This window comes from Nostoc sp. (assembly GCF_036919555.1).
Classification (GTDB): domain Bacteria; phylum Cyanobacteriota; class Cyanobacteriia; order Cyanobacteriales; family Nostocaceae; genus Nostoc.
In genome coordinates this window covers 18,225-34,841 of sequence record NZ_JBALCS010000102.1, presented here as the reverse complement: position 1 = coordinate 34,841, position 16,617 = coordinate 18,225, and the positions used below count along the sequence as shown (strand labels likewise).

The 16,617-nt window shown below is 41.5% G+C and carries 15 protein-coding genes and 1 pseudogene; 6 read left to right on the top strand and 10 right to left on the bottom strand.

Annotated features, from left to right (window positions below; genetic code table 11):
- Window positions 1-147 precede the first annotated feature (147 nt).
- Window positions 148-501 (bottom strand): IS200/IS605 family transposase, encoded by a 354-nt coding sequence (gene tnpA / locus V7K36_RS34330; RefSeq protein ID WP_442948527.1) that lies wholly within the window; start codon window positions 499-501, stop codon window positions 148-150.
- Window positions 502-643: 142 nt separating this feature from the next.
- On the opposite strand from tnpA, the pseudogene V7K36_RS34325 reads away from it, so the two are divergent.
- Window positions 644-997: pseudogene (locus V7K36_RS34325) on the top strand (ISH3 family transposase); the annotation flags it as partial.
- Window position 998: 1 nt separating this feature from the next.
- Here the strand turns inward: V7K36_RS34325 and V7K36_RS28635 are convergent.
- The 4 genes from V7K36_RS28635 to V7K36_RS28620 all read right to left on the bottom strand — a co-directional run bounded on the left by V7K36_RS28635 (window position 999) and on the right by V7K36_RS28620 (window position 4,915).
- Window positions 999-1,832 carry an ABC transporter permease gene (locus V7K36_RS28635; RefSeq protein ID WP_335121039.1) on the bottom strand — a complete coding sequence of 278 codons (834 nt, stop codon included), beginning with the start codon at window positions 1,830-1,832 and terminating at the stop codon, window positions 999-1,001.
- Complete coding sequence (locus V7K36_RS28630) at window positions 1,829-2,608, bottom strand: ABC transporter ATP-binding protein (protein WP_335121038.1); 780 nt, start codon at window positions 2,606-2,608, stop codon at window positions 1,829-1,831. The genes V7K36_RS28635 and V7K36_RS28630 overlap by 4 nt, the downstream gene beginning before the upstream one ends.
- Window positions 2,609-2,615: 7 nt before the next feature.
- Window positions 2,616-3,620, bottom strand: coding sequence for an ABC transporter substrate-binding protein (locus V7K36_RS28625; RefSeq protein ID WP_335121037.1), 1,005 nt, complete (start codon window positions 3,618-3,620; stop codon window positions 2,616-2,618).
- A gap of 659 nt (window positions 3,621-4,279) precedes the next feature.
- Window positions 4,280-4,915: a glutathione S-transferase family protein gene (locus tag V7K36_RS28620; RefSeq protein WP_442948526.1), complete on the bottom strand. Its 636-nt coding sequence runs from the start codon at window positions 4,913-4,915 to the stop codon at window positions 4,280-4,282.
- A gap of 200 nt (window positions 4,916-5,115) precedes the next feature.
- Here V7K36_RS28620 and V7K36_RS28615 point away from each other — a divergent pair, with 200 nt between their 5' ends.
- The gene (locus tag V7K36_RS28615) at window positions 5,116-6,519 is read left to right on the top strand and encodes a cobyrinate a,c-diamide synthase (RefSeq protein WP_335121035.1); all 1,404 of its coding nucleotides are present in this window, start codon (window positions 5,116-5,118) and stop codon (window positions 6,517-6,519) included.
- Window positions 6,520-6,702: 183 nt separating this feature from the next.
- Here V7K36_RS28615 and V7K36_RS28610 read toward each other — a convergent pair whose 3' ends face one another.
- Window positions 6,703-6,927, bottom strand: a complete 225-nt coding sequence (locus V7K36_RS28610) for a hypothetical protein (protein ID WP_335121034.1) — start codon at window positions 6,925-6,927, stop codon at window positions 6,703-6,705.
- Window positions 6,928-7,073: 146 nt separating this feature from the next.
- Entirely contained in the window at window positions 7,074-7,541 is a 468-nt protein-coding gene (locus V7K36_RS28605; RefSeq protein WP_335121033.1) for a cyclic nucleotide-binding domain-containing protein, read from the bottom strand.
- Between the two features lie 697 nt (window positions 7,542-8,238).
- On the opposite strand from V7K36_RS28605, the gene V7K36_RS28600 reads away from it, so the two are divergent.
- Both V7K36_RS28600 and V7K36_RS28595 read left to right on the top strand, forming a co-directional pair.
- Window positions 8,239-8,913, top strand: a complete 675-nt coding sequence (locus V7K36_RS28600) for a cadmium resistance transporter (protein WP_335121032.1) — start codon at window positions 8,239-8,241, stop codon at window positions 8,911-8,913.
- A 294-nt stretch (window positions 8,914-9,207) separates the two neighbouring features.
- The gene (locus tag V7K36_RS28595) at window positions 9,208-9,870 is read left to right on the top strand and encodes a pentapeptide repeat-containing protein (RefSeq protein WP_335121031.1); all 663 of its coding nucleotides are present in this window, start codon (window positions 9,208-9,210) and stop codon (window positions 9,868-9,870) included.
- Window positions 9,871-10,226: 356 nt separating this feature from the next.
- On the opposite strand, the gene V7K36_RS28590 is transcribed toward V7K36_RS28595, so the two are convergent.
- The 3 genes from V7K36_RS28590 to V7K36_RS28580 all read right to left on the bottom strand — a co-directional run bounded on the left by V7K36_RS28590 (window position 10,227) and on the right by V7K36_RS28580 (window position 14,269).
- Complete coding sequence (locus tag V7K36_RS28590; RefSeq protein WP_335121030.1) at window positions 10,227-12,722, bottom strand: single-stranded-DNA-specific exonuclease RecJ; 2,496 nt, start codon at window positions 12,720-12,722, stop codon at window positions 10,227-10,229.
- An 11-nt stretch (window positions 12,723-12,733) separates the two neighbouring features.
- On the bottom strand, window positions 12,734-13,375 hold the full coding sequence (locus V7K36_RS28585) for a GNAT family N-acetyltransferase (protein WP_335100008.1): 642 nt from the start codon (window positions 13,373-13,375) through the stop codon (window positions 12,734-12,736).
- A 63-nt stretch (window positions 13,376-13,438) separates the two neighbouring features.
- Window positions 13,439-14,269 (bottom strand): PD-(D/E)XK nuclease family protein, encoded by an 831-nt coding sequence (locus tag V7K36_RS28580; RefSeq protein ID WP_335121029.1) that lies wholly within the window; start codon window positions 14,267-14,269, stop codon window positions 13,439-13,441.
- Between the two features lie 331 nt (window positions 14,270-14,600).
- On the opposite strand from V7K36_RS28580, the gene V7K36_RS28575 reads away from it, so the two are divergent.
- Together V7K36_RS28575 and V7K36_RS28570 are read left to right on the top strand one after the other, a co-directional pair.
- The gene (locus V7K36_RS28575; RefSeq protein ID WP_335121028.1) at window positions 14,601-15,032 is read left to right on the top strand and encodes a helix-turn-helix domain-containing protein; all 432 of its coding nucleotides are present in this window, start codon (window positions 14,601-14,603) and stop codon (window positions 15,030-15,032) included.
- A gap of 14 nt (window positions 15,033-15,046) precedes the next feature.
- Complete coding sequence (locus V7K36_RS28570) at window positions 15,047-16,399, top strand: selenium-binding family protein (RefSeq protein WP_335121027.1); 1,353 nt, start codon at window positions 15,047-15,049, stop codon at window positions 16,397-16,399.
- Window positions 16,400-16,617: the final 218 nt, after the last annotated feature.

Below are 16,617 nucleotides of genomic sequence, written 5' to 3'. Positions count from 1 at the left end.
AAAATCAAACACAAGCTCTTCAGATTTTTGGATATTTCAATAATCTGGAGGGTTTTTCTATCTGAATGGAGCTTCTTGACTCCCGATGAGCGCAAAGCTTAACGAGAGAAGAATTGCGACCAGTATAAAACTTAACACGGCAGCGTTTCATTGTTTAGGCTGTTCTTGGTTCTCAATGTAATGTTTTAATTGCTCAACTGTAACCCCGCCACAACTAGCGACAAAGTACGCACTAGTCCAAAAATAAGGCTTGTTGTAGAAGTATTTTTTAGCCAACCAGGGGAACTCTTTAGGGATTAACCTGCTGCTCACTGTCTTGATATTTCCAATGAGAGTTGATAATGGTTTGTCAGATTTGTAATCAATTAGTAAGTGTACATGGTCTGACTCCCCGTTGAACTCCAACAATTCACAGTCCCACTTTTTAAGGGCATCTGTGAAAATTTCTTTTAGCCTGTTTACAGTAAACCAAAAAGTTTTTCCAAAAGAGCGATCGCTAATTAAGCTTACGTATCCAGAAGTACTAGATGCTACTGAGAATATAATTAATGCTTATGATAGTCTGAAATATTTCAAAAAATGAAATGATAAAAGTAATGTGTAGCATATTGGCTGAAAAAATTGACTGTTTCATCATCAGAACTTGACCAGAGACAAAGATGATTCAGTCACATTTAATTTATGGATTATCTGCAAATATAGAAAGGGGAAACGTAAGAAGTATGGAGTTCAATACTTTGTTTATGTTGCTTACAATATCTAAACCAATTTAGATTACATCTATCAAGATTATCGAAAAAGATTTGGCATTGAAACTAGTTATAGGCTCAAAAATATTTGTCGAATTAGAACAAAAAAAAATCCAGTTTTGAGATTACTATTCGTTGGTATATCTTTTCTTCTCGTTAATATTTGGGTTAATCTTCTTTGGCTAAGAATCAGTCGTAAAAGGAAAAGTGGTCGATTAGTTTATCGCACGCTTTTCGCACTCCAACAGTTTAATTACGTTTCATACCCCATTTTTGCACTGTTTTGATTTCAATTAATCGAAAAATATAATCGGCAGCTAAACCCAAAATTGCAATTACCACTAATTCAGCAAATACGCGATCGGTTTGCAGGAAGTAGCGACTGTTATTAATCTGCCATCCCAAACCGCTAGTAGCACCTCCTGAACCAAACACTAACTCAGATGCGATCACGGTACGCCAACCAAAAGCCCAAGCAGTTCTCAAGCCTGTTAAGATGTGAGGCAATGCAGCAGGGAGCATAATTTCTCGAATCAGTCTAAAACCATCTAGACCCAGGTTTTTCCCCACCATAAGAACCGTTGGGTTGATGGTACTGAGTCCCATTTCTGTATTCAGGGCAATAGGCCAAGTTGTAGCATGGGCAGTAACTACGATAATAGAAACAGAAGTGAACCCAAACCAAATTATCACTAGAGGTAAAATAGCGATCGCAGGTAAGGGATTCAGCATCGAACTCATTACAATTAGCAAATCTTGACCAAAACGAGAAACTTTAGCGAAAGCTGCTAAAGCCGTACCCAAAATCAAACCTAAGACCATACCAATACATAACACGGACAAAGTATTGAGTGTTGCTTGCAGCAGTTTTTGACTCAGTAAGTCATGCCACAGTACTTCTAAGACTGCTATTGGGCCAGGAATGAGTAAGGTGGGAACTTGGGCAATCCATACATACAATTGCCAAAAAATCAATAGACTGCAAAAAATTACTCCGCGCCTAAAAGTACTACTGGCTTTGAGTGAAGCATATAACTTCTCAAATTTATCGGGATTTGCTGTTGTTCGAGTCACAAATTTCATACTCGAAAAGCCTCACGACGGGAATCATTGCTGAGTAAACTTTCTAAATAGGTAGCAACTTCGACAAACTTATTAGTGTTGATGTCATTAATCTGTCCGGTATCAACAATTTCTTTGACAGTTCCAGGTTCTGGTGTCATCACTAAAACTCGATGTCCCAGGTAAATAGCTTCTGGTATGGAATGGGTAATTAAAATGATTGTCAACCCTGTATTTTGCCAAATAGTATTGAGTTCGTATTGCAGTTGAGTCCGCGTCAGCGCATCCAAAGCGGCAAAAGGCTCATCCATCAGGAGAACTTGAGGTTTTACAGCCAAAGCGCGGGCGATCGCTACCCGTTGTTTCATCCCTCCTGATAACTGATGGGGATACTTATTGATAGCTGCTGAGACTCCCACCAAGTCGAGATATCTTACAGCTTCAGCAATGGCGGCTTTCCCAGCAGCTTTGCCTGTAGTCTCAAGGGCATAAACAACATTTTGCACCACAGTCTGCCAAGGTAGGAGTTGTTCAAAATCTTGAAAGACAACGATCCTATCTGGGCCGGGAACAGAGATGCGTTTACCTGCCATCAGTAATTCTCCGCTACTGATAGACTCAAAACCAGCGATCGCCTTTAACAGCGTACTCTTTCCACAACCCGATGGCCCAATAATTACAAACTTTTCTCCTGGTTTCACAGCAAAACTAACATCTTCCACAGCCGTAAATTTCTTCTTACCTTCGCTGTAGCTAATGTGTACATTTTTTGCTAGTATTAACGATTCTAAATTCACAATCAATTCAATCTCCCCCAACACCTTTGAGTGGTGGTAAAATCAATTCGTCAATTGATTTCGGCTGTTTATTTAACATACCGATTTCATGCATAAATGCTCCACATTTGAGGAAGGCTCTTGGCTCAATTCCGTATGCCACTGCCTTATTCGTGAGCCACTTTTTATATTGCTCCTGTGAGACTTTTCCACGATCCATTTGTGAGAGGATTCTGGCCGCTTCATCAGGTTTTTCATTCAAAAGTTTAGTGGCATTCACAATTGCAGTATACATAGCTTTACCAAACTCAGGATATTGATTGTAAAATTTTTCAGTCGCAAATAGACTTGCTATACTAGTCTTACCAAAAATATCAGAGCTTTTAATAATTACCCTACCACCTTTTTCAACTTCCTGAAATTCAAAAGGAGGCGTTGTAAAATGTGCATCAATTTGACCAGTCAACAGAGACTGTAACCCTAAAGGGTGAGCAATCACTTGCAAGTTTTCATCGAGTGCTGTAGGACTTCCTAAGTCTTTTTGTGCCAGCTTCCGCAGTACAATTGCCTGTACCCCATCTAAAGATGGTAAACCAATTTTCATTCCTGGCTTGAAATCTTTGATACTTTTGATATTGGGGTTTTTCGTTATTAGCCAAAACTCACTATAGTTAAGTGAAGCTAATATTTTCCAGCCCACGCCTTTATCCCAACCTACGAGAAATGCTCCAGGTCCACTTGCACCAACTTGTATTTGATTAGCGATAATTCCATCCCTAATAGCTGCACCATTCGATAATTCCTGCCATTGAAATTGTGTCTGGGGAAATTGTTTTTCTAAAATTTGCTGCTGTTTGACGATAAGTAGATTAGCATAATTCATTCCAGGTTGATAAGCAATTGTTATTTTTTCTGGTGCTTGTGAAGGAGTTTGATTACCAGAAGTACAAGCTACAAATACAAACATCAATAGAGCTGATCCAATTAATAAAACCCACGTTATAAATCTCTTGGATATCTTGATTTTTTGCATTTTATTTGTAATAGATTTATCTTCTTTTCTAAGTTAAAGTAAAGTATCACATAGTGATCAGCAAAAAACAAGGCATTTCACGCTATTTTTCCACGTACACACTGACTTCAGCCGAATGGCACGCTTGAAAAGCGAAATGCTTGTGGTTTAAGCAGTCTACAATTGCTTTCGTAATTCGTACCGGGGTTTGGTCATGAACAGTAAACCAAAAAGTTTTTCCCAAAGTGCGATGCCTGGGTTGGGCTGCGCCTACGCTAGAGCTTTTGTAGCTTATGATACTTTTAAACACAGAAACTTCTAACCAGCAGACATAGTATAGATTATGAATACTTATGATTAGCTAGCCGATAATTGGTTAATGTTAACCTGATGGAATATAGATGCTTTCAAGGACTTGATATTTCCTCAAAACTCCTTGATACTTGTGCCAAAAAGCGAGTTTCTGAGAAACAAGAATCCCCCGCTACACCGTAAGGCTAGCGGGGGAGTGTTAATTTCCTTGATTTCATCACAGAAGCTTTGAACTTAGTAGAATATTTCCGAAATTTGTAGCTTTTTTAAATGCAGAGGGGCGCTGAGTTTTGCCAATTTTAATTCGCTATGAACTGATGAAATTTTGTACTTAGCAGAAGATGTCTTTTGTTGTTGCTTTCCCCAAATCATTGAAAGGATAAGTCGTATGTGCCTCCACGCTCAAGCGCACGTTTGTAAGCAGGTCGCGCATGAATACGCTCGATAAATTCTTTGAGCTTTGGCCGACTCTCGACTTCTTTGGGGATCATGGCGATTAGTTCGAGGGGAAAACTCATTTGAATATCGGCGGCGGTAAATTCCTCGCCCGCAAACCACGTACTTTTACCGAGTTCACCTTCTATATAGTCAAAGTGAAGTTTGATCTGGGGCGCGATGAATCCGCTAACTACGCTGCTGTCCCCTGCCCCGAAATTGTTCAATACCACCTGCATGACCAGCAATGGCATTGCAGAGCCTTCGGCGTAATGCAGCCAATAGGTATAGCGCAGATGCTCCGGCGTACCGGATGGCGGCACTAACCGACCATTACCGTAGCGATCAATTAGGTATTCGACGATCGCACCCGACTCAGCGATCGTCAGGTCTGCATCTGTGATCACTGGTGACTTGCCGAGCGGATGGATTTGACGCAGCGACTCTGGTGCCTGCATCGTCTTTGGATCGCGTTCATAGAATTTTATCTCGTATTCGATACCTAATTCTTCGAGCAGCCATAGCACACGCTGCGATCGCGAGTTGTTAAGATGATGAACAACGATCATAAAACGTTCCTCTTTTGCAGATGTTGTTAAATACCGAATAATTTTAACAGTCAAAATTTAATTACAGCTATTTTCAGGTAAATAGACCACGCAGTAAGGGCAGAGCAATGCTGTGCCCCGACGACAGATGTGGTTCAAATAGTTGAATTCTGCTGTAATACTCAAATAGTTGCTGCATAAAAATCTTATTTGTTTTATTTATGGCTTTAGTCATTGCTGGGGAACGTAGTGGAGTAGGCAAGACAACAGTCACGCTGACACTTTTAGCATCTTTACGTCGTCGCGATCGCCTGGTGCAATCTTTTAAGGTAGGCCCAGACTACATTGATCCGATGTTTCATCAACACGTAACTGGTCGTGCCTGTCGCAATTTAGACCCAGTACTGACTTCCGAAGCCTACGTTCAGCAATGTTTTGCCCGTCATAGTCAATTGAGTGAATATGCCCTAGTGGAAGGGGTAATGGGGTTATTTGATGGAATTGGGCATGGGCAAGAAAAGCAAAAATCAACTGACTTTGCGAGTACAGCACACATCGCGCGGCTTTTAGATTTACCTGTGGTGTTGGTGATTGATTGCAGTCGTTTATCTGGTTCTGTAGCTGCGATCGCTCACGGCTACCAGTCTTTTGATTCCCGAATTAAAATAGCTGGGGTAGTATTAAATCGCGTGGGAAGCGATCGCCATCTCTCTCTACTCAAAGATTCGTTAGAACCCTTACAATTAGCCATTCTTGGCGTGCTACGACGTCAAGATAACATCACAATTCCCGATCGCCATTTGGGTTTAGTACCCACAGCAGAGCTTCCTGAACTCAATGCTTTAATTGATCGCCTCGCCGATTTAGGAGATACTTGCTTCGATTGGCAACGCTTATTACCTTTGTTAAAATCAGAACCACTCCCCACCTCTCCCTCATCCCCCTTATCATTCTCATCGCCAGTTAGGATTGCAGTAGCCCGCGATCGCGCTTTTAATTTTTACTACCAAGATAATCTCGATTTGCTGCAACAGCTTGGTGCAGAATTGGTTTTCTGGAGTCCATTAGAAGATGCTGACATACCAAAAGATGTACAGGGAATGTATTTTGGGGGTGGTTTCCCAGAAGTTTTTGCCCAGCAACTAGCAGAAAATACCAGCGTTCGTCATGCAGTGAAAACGGCAATAATTAAAGGAATGCCTGCGATCGCCGAATGTGGAGGATTGATGTATTTGTGTGAGCAAATTATCGATTTTGAGGGGAAATCTTGGTCGATGGCGGGAGTTTTACCGACATCTGCTGTGATGGGTGGACGTTTAACTTTGGGCTATCGTCGTGCAGTAGCTTTGCAAGATAATCTGTTAGTGAAGGCAAATATAACTGTTTACGGACATGAGTTTCATCGTTCTCATTTAACCTTAACTCCCAGTCAGCCCCTATTTGAAACTTCTCGCTACGATTGTGACGAAAATATGGGATGCGAGGGATGGGGTTTACCTGCAAATATTCATGCTTCTTATGTTCATCTGCATTGGGGAGAAAGTGGAGAAATTCCCCAGCAGTTTCTTAAAGAATGTCTGAAAGTAGCATCTTCAGGAAGTACAGCATCAATACTGCTCGGTTAAGAATATTCGTAGGTTGGGTTAATGCATCGGCTTACATTGTTAATGCGTCGGCGGCTTTGTTAATACATCGGCTTGCATTGTAAATGCATTGGCTTGCATTGTTAATGCATTGGCTTGCATTGTTAATGCGTCGGCTTGCATTCCTTTAAAATGTTAATGCGTTCTTTTGAATTACAGCTATTTTCAGGTAAATAGACTACGCGGTAGGGGCACAGCAATGCTCATACGTGTCAACTTAAGCGCAAACCCTTTTAAAACCTCGTTAAAACCTTGTTTCCAGCCAGAGGCTGGAAATGCTGCTCTTGGCGGCTCTGCCGCCAGCAAGGGAGGCGGAGCCTCTAGAACGGCATTCCCAGTCGGAGACTGGGAACGAGACAATCTAAAAGCTGGTTTTAGGCAGGTTTTCACGCTAAGTTGACACCTATGAGCAATGCTGTGCCCTTACAACAGATGTGGTTCAAATACTTGAATTATGCTGTAAAAACGCTACGCTTTTACGCGAAACTGTATTTAGTAGTGTTTTGGAACCTACACAGGAACCAAACCGCTATTTCTCACTCTCTGCTAAAACCCCCCGGATTTGCCCGTGGGGAATTTGTTACACTCATATCGTCATTCAATCTGCGAATCAGACGGGATAACTCACGAATGATATTCACCGCAATTTCAGGAGTTTCTTCGATCGCATCATAAAGTTGCTCTTGCGTCAGTTCTAAAAATTCACAAGGTTCCAGAGTTGTTGCAGTAGCGGAACGAGGTTGAGTATCAAAGACTGCCATCTCACCAAAGTATTTTCCCTGCTCCACCTCTGCAAGTAGTTTATTCCCAATGTGAACTTTAACTCGACCTGACACAACAATATAGAGCGATCGCCCTTCTTCTCCTTGTCGAAAGATCGTGTAATTAGCTGGAAATGACAATTCGTTCATTACTGAAGTGAGCCGCACAATAAAATCATCCCGCAATTCCTTAAAAATCGGGACTCGCCGGACAAATAATAAACGGTCAACACTGGTTAGCATAATTACAAGTTAAATATCAAACATTACTGTAAATTTTAAAACTGAAGCTAGAGCGCAATTAGTCATATTAACCGATGTTAAACGCTAGCCGTCAAGAATATCTTAAACTTTACCGACAGAAAACTACTTAGTACACGTCACCGTCAAAGGGGTTTGGAAATATTGAGACTTGATGTTGGGTTTCACTTCTCTACGGGACGCTACGCGAACGTTCTACCCAACCTACGAATGATTAAATTCCATACCCTTTTTATAGTGTTCTGTACTTAGCATCTCTTTAATGAAAACGATACTAAATACAAAAGCTTCTCAAACAATAGCTCAGTATTGGGTATTCTCTCGTCTCTCGTTCCCATACTCTGCATGGGAACGAGGAAAATATATAGTCAAATTGTCAATCAGTTTTATTTATCCTTTTAAGAAACAAGAGTGTTTGCTCTTATTTAGTTTAAAGCCGTAATATTCAGTTCATGAGCTCCCAAGATACCTTGCTGAGAAAATAAATCACCAATTTGATTAGAGGCGTAGTTTATCGCCGTAGGCATCGCCTTTAAAAATTGCGTAATTAGCTGATGACTAGCGAACCTTGATCGGTTGTCGTTAGGTAAAACAGTCAAAAAACCTCCTTCTATGCCCTGACATTGAGAAGCAGAGAAGGATTAAGACAAACAACATTGAATTATTGTGAGTAACAATTATGACTTGGCTAATTAGTACATTAATTATTGGAATCTCTGCCGCTTTTGCAACCACCTTTGACGACAATTTATACTTGACAGCTTTTTTCGGAAAAGTCAATCGCAGCTTTCGTCCTAAGCATATTGTTCTCGGTGAATTTCTGGGATTCACTACCTTAGTATGTGCTAGTCTCCCAGGTTTTTTCGGCGGTCTGATTATTCCAAGCACCTGGATTGGTTTGCTAGGTTTGCTTCCCATCGCCATTGGTATCAGTAATCTCATCAGTCGAGAAGAGGAAGCAGAGACAGTTCAAACTGTGTCAGTTGACTTCATCTCTCCTGTCAAATCTGGACGCCAGAAGAAATCACTATTAGCAACCATCCGCGATCCTCAAACTTACCGTGTTTCTGCTGTCACCATTGCCAATGGAGGAAACAACATTGGGATTTATGTACCGTTGTTTGCCAGTAGTAATCTTCCAAGTTTGGGTGTAATTGTGTGTGTTTGCTATTTCACTGTTGGGGCGTGGTGCTTACTCTCTTACAACCTGACTCGTAATCCTCTGATGACTCCCGTTTTAACTCGCTATGGTCGGAAAATCTTCCCCTTTGTCTTAATTTACTTGGGACTCTCTATCTTGATTAAAAGTGAATCATATCGACTTTTACCTAGTCTGGTAATGCTTTCCAATTAGGTATGAGGCGATCGCCTACGACGGGCTATTTGGCGCTCGACTACTCGCTAACGCCGTCGCACCTACTCGGAAAACTCGAAATTATTGATGGGTGCTATGTCCCTAATATAACCAAAAAAAAATCAGCGAGTGTTTCCCATCCAAAAAGATTTTTTAATCACTTGAATTTATCAATTTGAATCAAAATAATATTTGATGTTATCAATCAATTTATCTAAAGTGAGAATAAAGCACATTATTGATGGCTCTTATAAAAGCAAGCACACCACTACGAATCATCATAGGAAGGAACCAATGAATCAATCAAATTCCAAAAAATTAACTCAATGGATCGTAACAGCAGTATTTCTGGTACTTATAGCAGGATTTTCTCTGCTTGACCAGCCCAGCGTTAGAGCTTTAACACTAACACCAACCATACCTACGAAATCTAAACTAGGTCCAGTAATGCCTCCGGTTACATCGCCAATGGACTCTGTAACTCCTCCGGTAATATCTCCGGTAATATCTCCGGTAATATCTCCGGTTGCATCGCCAATAGTGTCTGTAGCAGAAAACGTTAGACGTTTATTACAAACTAATGAATGTGTCGGGTGTAACCTAACTGGAGCAATGCTCAAGGACGCAAACCTGCAAGCGGCAAACTTGGAGGGTGCTAACTTACAAAATGCAGACTTAGAAAGGGCTAACTTACAGCAAACAAATTTACAAGGGGCTAACTTTCAAGGAGCAGATTTAGGCAAGGTAAACCTTTTGGGAGCAAACCTGTTAGGAGCAAACCTATTTGATGCAGACCTAGAGAAAGCCAACCTGCTGGGAGCAAACCTGCAAGCCGCTAACCTACAGGGCGCAGACTTGGAAAAGGCAAATCTCACAAATGCAAACATCCAGGGAGTTAACCTGATGGGGGTTGATTTGGAAGATGCGATCAGACCGGAAGGATTCACTATTCAGTAATTAAACTGAATTTCTCGGTGCAAATTTAGTAAAAAACCTCAAAAGCCTGATTCAGTAATGAATACAGGCTTTTATTTTACAGCAGAATTCAAGTATTTGAACCACATCTGTCGTAGGGGCACAGCAATGCTGTGCCCTTACTGCGTGGTCTATTTACCTGAAAATTGTAATATCATGTCCGCCAGATTACCCATAATAAAAGAACCCCACCCCCAACCCCTAAGAGCTTTTCGGGAGGGGAGACAAAGCATAGCTTTGGCGGGGTGGGGTTCTTCGGGTTTAATAAGCAATCAAGTGGACATGATATAATATTTGAATCTTACTCCCCAACGCTACAAGGGTTGGGGCTGTTCTTGTTAGGTCTGTATTTGACTCAACCCGGAAGCGCTATAATTGTCGTCGCTTGCGATCGCTACAATAGTAGATAAAGGTACTTCGGCAAAATACTGTCGCTGAAATTGTTCTTCTCGGACAGCAGCTAAAAATCGCGCAACTGCTGCCTCACCAAAGTTTTCTGCATTATCGCTTGGATGCCAGGTAAATTCTAAATAACGGTCTTGTCGTTTGACTGTGAACCCTAAATTTTTTAAAGCTTTGATTCCTACAAGTAAAGTTTGGTCGCTGATGCCGATTTTCTCTAAAAGTTGGACGCGGGTAACTAGTTGATTTGTGCGACTGAGATATTTGGCAATTCCGACAAGAGTCAGCCAAATTTGATTGGGTGGTTGATGGTTGGGTTTAGACCAAGCGATCGCTAATTGTTGCTGATTGTCAAGCCCAGACGTAGAGCGGCTTGTTGTTAGACATCGCCGCAACCACGCGCGTAAATCATCCCAATTTGTGGGACAATCTTCGATAATCAGTGCTGAGTCCTGAGTCCTGAGTCCTGAGTGTTCCTGATTTCGTAAGTCTAAGATGAGTGGTGAATTCCGAGTGGTGAGTGCTGAGTTAACACTGGGACGCACCGCAATTAATCTGATTTCATAACGTTTTTTGAAGGTGTTGTAGTCTAGTTCTGCTATGCAATCACACCTTCCTATGGGTAATTCATCTTTATAGTGTCCCCACCATATACCAGGAAAAACACTTCTGCTGGAATCATCCCGAATGTCAAACTCGGTTTTAATATACTGTACCTTTTTCCCTTGCCAATCCTGCTGATTACGATGCCAAGAATTTTCAAACCAGCAGTTTTGAATTAGCAATTTCGGAACAGGATTACCCATTCCACAAGGTTCTAGCAGTTTCAGTTCCAAAAATAACTCTTTCCCCAAGTCAGCTACTGTTAGCGTCAAGTCTGCTTGCACGGTTGGCGTTAGGGTTGTACTACCTAAAGATTGCCGCAACTGCTGATTAATCGCAGCTGTAAATAAAGGAATGTTCTCCACTAACAAACTCAAACCTGCTGCAAAGGGATGTCCCCCAAAGCGATGTAACAAATGTGCTTGGTCTTTCACCAGTTGGTATAAATCGACGGAATTCACCGAACGGGCGGAACCACGAGCTAATGCGAGTGCTGGGTGCTGAATTCTGAGTTCTGAGTTAGAAGATAAAGGAGTAATTTCTCCCCCTGCTTCCCCTACTTCCCCTGCTCCCCTGCTCCCCTGCTCCCCTGCTTCCCCTGCTCCCCCTGCTTCCTCTGCTCCTTCTGTACTCAACAAAATAGTCGGGCGACCTGTTTCTTGTGCTATCTGTCCAGCGACTAAGCCCAATACACCCGCAGGCCATTGGGCATCTTCTAGGACTATGACGCTAGTGGTTGATAAGTCTAATTGAGTAAGTTTTTGTGCTACTTGCGCTTGCACATCTTTTTGCAAAGATTTGCGGCGGGTGTTTGCGAGTTCTGTAACTTCGGCTAGTTCGTTACAACGTTTGGCATCCCGACTAGTTAATAATTCAACGCAAAAACTGGCGTCACCTTGGATGCGGCTGACGGCGTTAATTCTTGGGCCTAAACCAAAGGAAATATCTGTGGGGCGATCGCCATTTTTCTGGCACAATTCTAATAATCGCCCTACCCCCGGACGCCGACGCGCTGCTGCTGGCTGTTGAAAATCTGCTTGCAGTCGTTGAATTCCCAACTGCGCCAAATAGCGACAATCTCCACTTAACTGCACCAAGTCGGCAATTAATCCTACTGCGACTAAATCTAATAAATCTTCTAACGGATGTTTTGCCACATTAGGCAGAGTTTGATATAGTGCTTCCACCAACTTATAAGCTACCGCCACCCCAGAAAGATGAAACAGCTGATGTTCTCTTGGTAAATAGCGGGGATTAATAATTGCTGCGACGGGTGGGCGTTCGGCGGGTAAGGTGTGATGGTCTGTAACTATTACATCTATGCCTAGTTGTTTCGCATAGATAATTTCCTCAATGTTTGTGCTACCTGTATCGCAAGTAACGATTAATTTACAACCTTGTTTTGCTAAGTTATCAATCCCTTGATTATTAAGTCCGTGGGATTCTTTCAGGCGATTAGGAATGTAGTAAATTAACTGAGTATTTTGTTTGAAAAATTGCCCCAATCCATCCCAAAGTACAGATGTGGCGGTAATCCCATCAGCATCAAAGTCTCCCCAAATGGCAATTTTTTCTTTGGCGTTATATGCTTGTTGCAACCGTGCGATCGCTAGCTGCATTTCTTGCCCAAACTCAAAGGGACTTGCTGGTTGATAAGCTTTATAGTTAATAAAAGCTGTTAATTGTTGGTGTTCTTTAATTCCCCGTTGCCACAACAATTGTGCTGCATATATTCCACTTGATGCGGGTGTATGCTGTTTCACCGCTTCGATGAACCACTCCGGGGGTTGTTCGGTTGCTGCTATAGTCCACTGCTGTTGTTCTGGCATATAAACTTAAGTTAGATTGGAGATTGATCCTCGGTTGTTTGAGATTCATTCACTAGAGGATTGAGAACTACTTCATTAGCAGCGCTATCAGGTTTACGGGCACGAATTGCCGGACGCGATCGCTTGTAACCTGCTCTTTCAGCTTTTTGGTGTTCATAATCAATCAATCTGCCATAATATTCGTGCTTGCTTAAATTCATCGACAAGAAAATATGCTGGCGGATATTGCCAAAACCTTTGCGGTTAAAAAACTTTAATGCTGAAGTATTGGTAGGATCAGTGTCTACCAGCATAAACCGCGCCCCATCTTCAATCATCCGGGCGACGACTTTATCAACCAACTTATCTGCAACTCCCCGACGCTGATATTTCGGACTAACTCCCAGCCATAAAATGTAACCGTAAGTCCAGGATGCTTTGGTGATGATCGTTCCCAAAATGAATCCGGCTAATTCTCCGTCTGTTTCAGCCACAAGACAGTATTCTGGATCGGTGTTGTAAAGTCCAATCACCTCCCATTCGTCCCAGGTGCGGTATAAATAAGGATATAAATCGCTGGTAAATAACCCTTCTCCCAAGTGGTAAATGGGAGCAATGTCATCAATTCCTAATTCGCGGACATAAATCGCTTCAGTTTCGTCGAAGTTTGACATAACTTGACATAAATTTAGAAGTTGTAATTTCTTTATACCCTTATTGGACTTGACAAACATCCTCTAATGTATGGGGTTGAGCGCGACTTCTTGAATGCTGTCAAAATTTGGCAATGAGTCTTTCACTGCTTCTTCAGTAGCTTGTGTGCGTAGTTTACCACCGTAGGCATCGCACCGTTTGGCAAATTGACAATAACCACAGGTTTTGCTACCATCTACTACTTGGGGAAACTGCTGGTTATTTTGGTAATTTTCCAGCCAATTAGTTAACTGGCTTAATAGTTGATTAAGTTTTTTTGCTGTTTGTGTGTGTTGAGCAATATTGTAATTAAATTTAATATTTTGCGGTTTGCCCTCAGATTGAACAAACCAGTAAGTCATGGAAATCTTTTCTGGTAAATAGTCGCTAGTTTCTGCCAATACATACAGATAAAGCCGTGTTTGCCAGTTGGATTCTAACTTGCGTTGATTGGGTGGTTTAGGATAAGTTTTCCAGTCCAGAATTTGCGCTTGTTGGTTATCTGCAATCAATAAATCATAAACAACCGTCAGTAAATAGTTCTGAACTTGCAGAGTGCGGTAGTGTTCACTTTCACGGAAAGTTTGATTATCAGATGCAGCCGTTAAAATTTCTGGAGCTGCATCAGCAAAACCTAGCATCCAGCTTTGCAGTTTAGCATCTGCTTGCAGGAAACTATCAATTGGCAAACCCATTTCTCGCTGCTGCATTAGCAAGTGAAAGCGACTACCCAAAGTTTGGCGTTCTTCTTGTTCGGGATTTGAGGGCGAATTGAGTTGTTCTAGGTAGGTATGTTGAAATTTACGCGGACAAGCTTCTAGTAAGTTCAGTTGTCCTTGAGACAGTCGCAGGAGTTGAGTGGTAGTTGACAGCATTCTTCTATTTTAGAAGCAAATTATAATCTGCAACTCACCTTTAGCAGGCTATCTGTGAAAAACAGGTATTTTTTACTGCCTTCACAGATAGTTCTCATGTCTGCTATTTCAACTCGTCCTTATCTATATCATCCTGATCATTGGAATGTTTAGTTTTTCCGTGGGACTTGATTGAGCCAAAGCTGTAGGCCATAGCTATTTTAACAATATCAAAATATGCTGGGTAATTAGCTTTGTTAACGATTGCCAAAGAAATTGACCCCGCCACTAATACCAATTAAATATGAAGCTGCATATAATAGAGAAAAAAACTGGATAAATTGGAATACTCATGAGCCGTCCTTTTGAGATTGAAATAGCAGAGAGCGAAGAAGAACTAAAAAAACGCCTACAAACAGCGAACGTGGAAAACCAGAAAGAAAAACTACAAATGTTGTGGTGGGTTAAAAGTGGACAAGTCAAGGAGCAACAAGAAATTGGTAAACGCTTGGCGAAAGACACTTCAACGGTGACAAGGTGGTTGCAAAAGTATCGGTCAGGTGGGCTATCTGAATTATTAAAAATTAAAAAAGCTCCTGGAGCAAAACGAAAAATTAACGAGTGTGCGATGCCTACGGCGGTAAACTACGCAGCACTTGAGGAAGAGCTAAAAACAGGAAAAGGCTTTATCCCTGATACGGCTAGACATTTTATTTTTTGGATCTCCCAAATACAAAGGTTTTTCGATAAAATACTAATTATTGACCGATTTAGTGGTATTTAATTTAGTGTGAAACGATGGCTCATGCTTGCTGTGGTCCTGGTTATGCTTCCCCAGAAGCAGCTATCCAGGCAGAAAAGGAAAAAGTACTTTATGTAATTGCTATTTATACAGGTACAGGTATTGAAGAACCAGATTATTTAGCGACTGTAGACGTTGATCCTAACTCTCTAACCTACTCCCAAGTGATTCATCGTTTACCTATGCCTTATATTGGCGATGAGTTACATCACTTTGGTTGGAATGCTTGTAGTTCTTGTCATGGTGATGCCAGTAAATCCCGGCGATTTAGTGTGATTCCTGGACAACGGTCTAGTCGTATTTATATTGTTGATACAGCACAGCCACAAGCACCAAAACTGTATAAAGTTATTGAACCAGAAGAAATTAAAGCAAAAACCAACTTAACTGCACCTCATACAGTGCATTGCCTAGCCGATGGTCATCTAATGATTTCGATGTTGGGTGACAGCGAAGGCAACGGTCCTGGTGGTTTTTTGTTACTAGATGAGAATTTTGACATTGCTGGGCGCTGGGAAGGTCAAGCCAATGCTATGCGGTTTAACTATGACTTTTGGTATCAGCCGCGTCATAATATCATGGTGAGTAGTGAGTGGGCTGCACCCAAAACATATTACCCAGGCTTTGACCTCAACGATGTAACATCTGGCAACTATGGACAGCAGATACATTTTTGGGATTGGTCAACTCACGAAATTATTCAAACTGTTGACCTGGGGGAAGAAGGTTTAATTCCCTTAGAACTACGCTTTCATCATAACTCTGATAGTACTCATGGATTTGTTGCCGCCGCACTCAGCAGTAATGTTTGGCATTGGCATAAGTCTAATGGTCATTGGCAAGTAGAAAAAGTCCTGGATATACCATCAATAGAAATAGAAGGCTGGCTGATACCTGTGCCATCGTTGATCACTGATATCTTAATTTCTATGGATGATCGCTATATTTATTTCTCCAATTGGCTGCATGGAGATATTCGTCAATACGATATTAGCGATCCTGCTCATCCTCGTCTAACTGGTCAGGTTTGGTGTGGTGGTTTGCAAGGGTTAAGTGGCGAAGTCCAAGGTCATAAATTATTAGGTGGACCGCAGATGCTACAGCTGAGTTTGGATGGTAAGCGGCTTTATGTTACCAATTCTCTATTTAGCAGTTGGGATAATCAGTTTTATCCTGAGTTGTCCAAAACTGGCTCATATTTATTGCAGATTGATTGCGATACTGAAAATGGGGGAATGAAAATTAACGAAAATTTTTACGTTGACTTTGGTAAAGAACCCTCTGGACCTGCTCGCGCTCATGAAATGCGCTATCCAGGTGGTGATTGTACTTCGGATATTTGGTTGTAAAGTGCGATCTCTTCTACGCATAAAGTATATGGGATATAGCAGGTAATTTACTGTGCTTTGAATCATAAATTTGAGCAAAACTCTGAACCATAAACCGAGCAAAAAGTAACGCCAATTCAAGCTTTATAGCCAAAAGGAAAATAAAACTCTGCATCAAATCATGAGCGAGAGTTTATTTTTTTGAACCATAACGTAAATAGGAGTTTAAAAAACCTTTT

What these genes read in the sequence shown, in the direction of transcription:
- V7K36_RS28635 (WP_335121039.1), bottom strand. Translation starts at nt 1,832, where the DNA reads ATGAAATTTGTGACTCGAACAACAGCAAATCCCGATAAATTTGAGAAG.
- V7K36_RS28625 (WP_335121037.1), bottom strand. Translation starts at nt 3,620, where the DNA reads ATGCAAAAAATCAAGATATCCAAGAGATTTATAACGTGGGTTTTATTA.
- V7K36_RS28620 (WP_442948526.1), bottom strand. Translation starts at nt 4,915, where the DNA reads ATGATCGTTGTTCATCATCTTAACAACTCGCGATCGCAGCGTGTGCTA.
- V7K36_RS28615 (WP_335121035.1), top strand. Translation starts at nt 5,116, where the DNA reads ATGGCTTTAGTCATTGCTGGGGAACGTAGTGGAGTAGGCAAGACAACA.
- V7K36_RS28605 (WP_335121033.1), bottom strand. Translation starts at nt 7,541, where the DNA reads ATGCTAACCAGTGTTGACCGTTTATTATTTGTCCGGCGAGTCCCGATT.
- V7K36_RS28600 (WP_335121032.1), top strand. Translation starts at nt 8,239, where the DNA reads ATGACTTGGCTAATTAGTACATTAATTATTGGAATCTCTGCCGCTTTT.
- V7K36_RS28595 (WP_335121031.1), top strand. Translation starts at nt 9,208, where the DNA reads ATGAATCAATCAAATTCCAAAAAATTAACTCAATGGATCGTAACAGCA.
- V7K36_RS28590 (WP_335121030.1), bottom strand. Translation starts at nt 12,722, where the DNA reads ATGCCAGAACAACAGCAGTGGACTATAGCAGCAACCGAACAACCCCCG.
- V7K36_RS28585 (WP_335100008.1), bottom strand. Translation starts at nt 13,375, where the DNA reads ATGTCAAACTTCGACGAAACTGAAGCGATTTATGTCCGCGAATTAGGA.
- V7K36_RS28580 (WP_335121029.1), bottom strand. Translation starts at nt 14,269, where the DNA reads ATGCTGTCAACTACCACTCAACTCCTGCGACTGTCTCAAGGACAACTG.
- V7K36_RS28575 (WP_335121028.1), top strand. Translation starts at nt 14,601, where the DNA reads ATGAGCCGTCCTTTTGAGATTGAAATAGCAGAGAGCGAAGAAGAACTA.
- V7K36_RS28570 (WP_335121027.1), top strand. Translation starts at nt 15,047, where the DNA reads ATGGCTCATGCTTGCTGTGGTCCTGGTTATGCTTCCCCAGAAGCAGCT.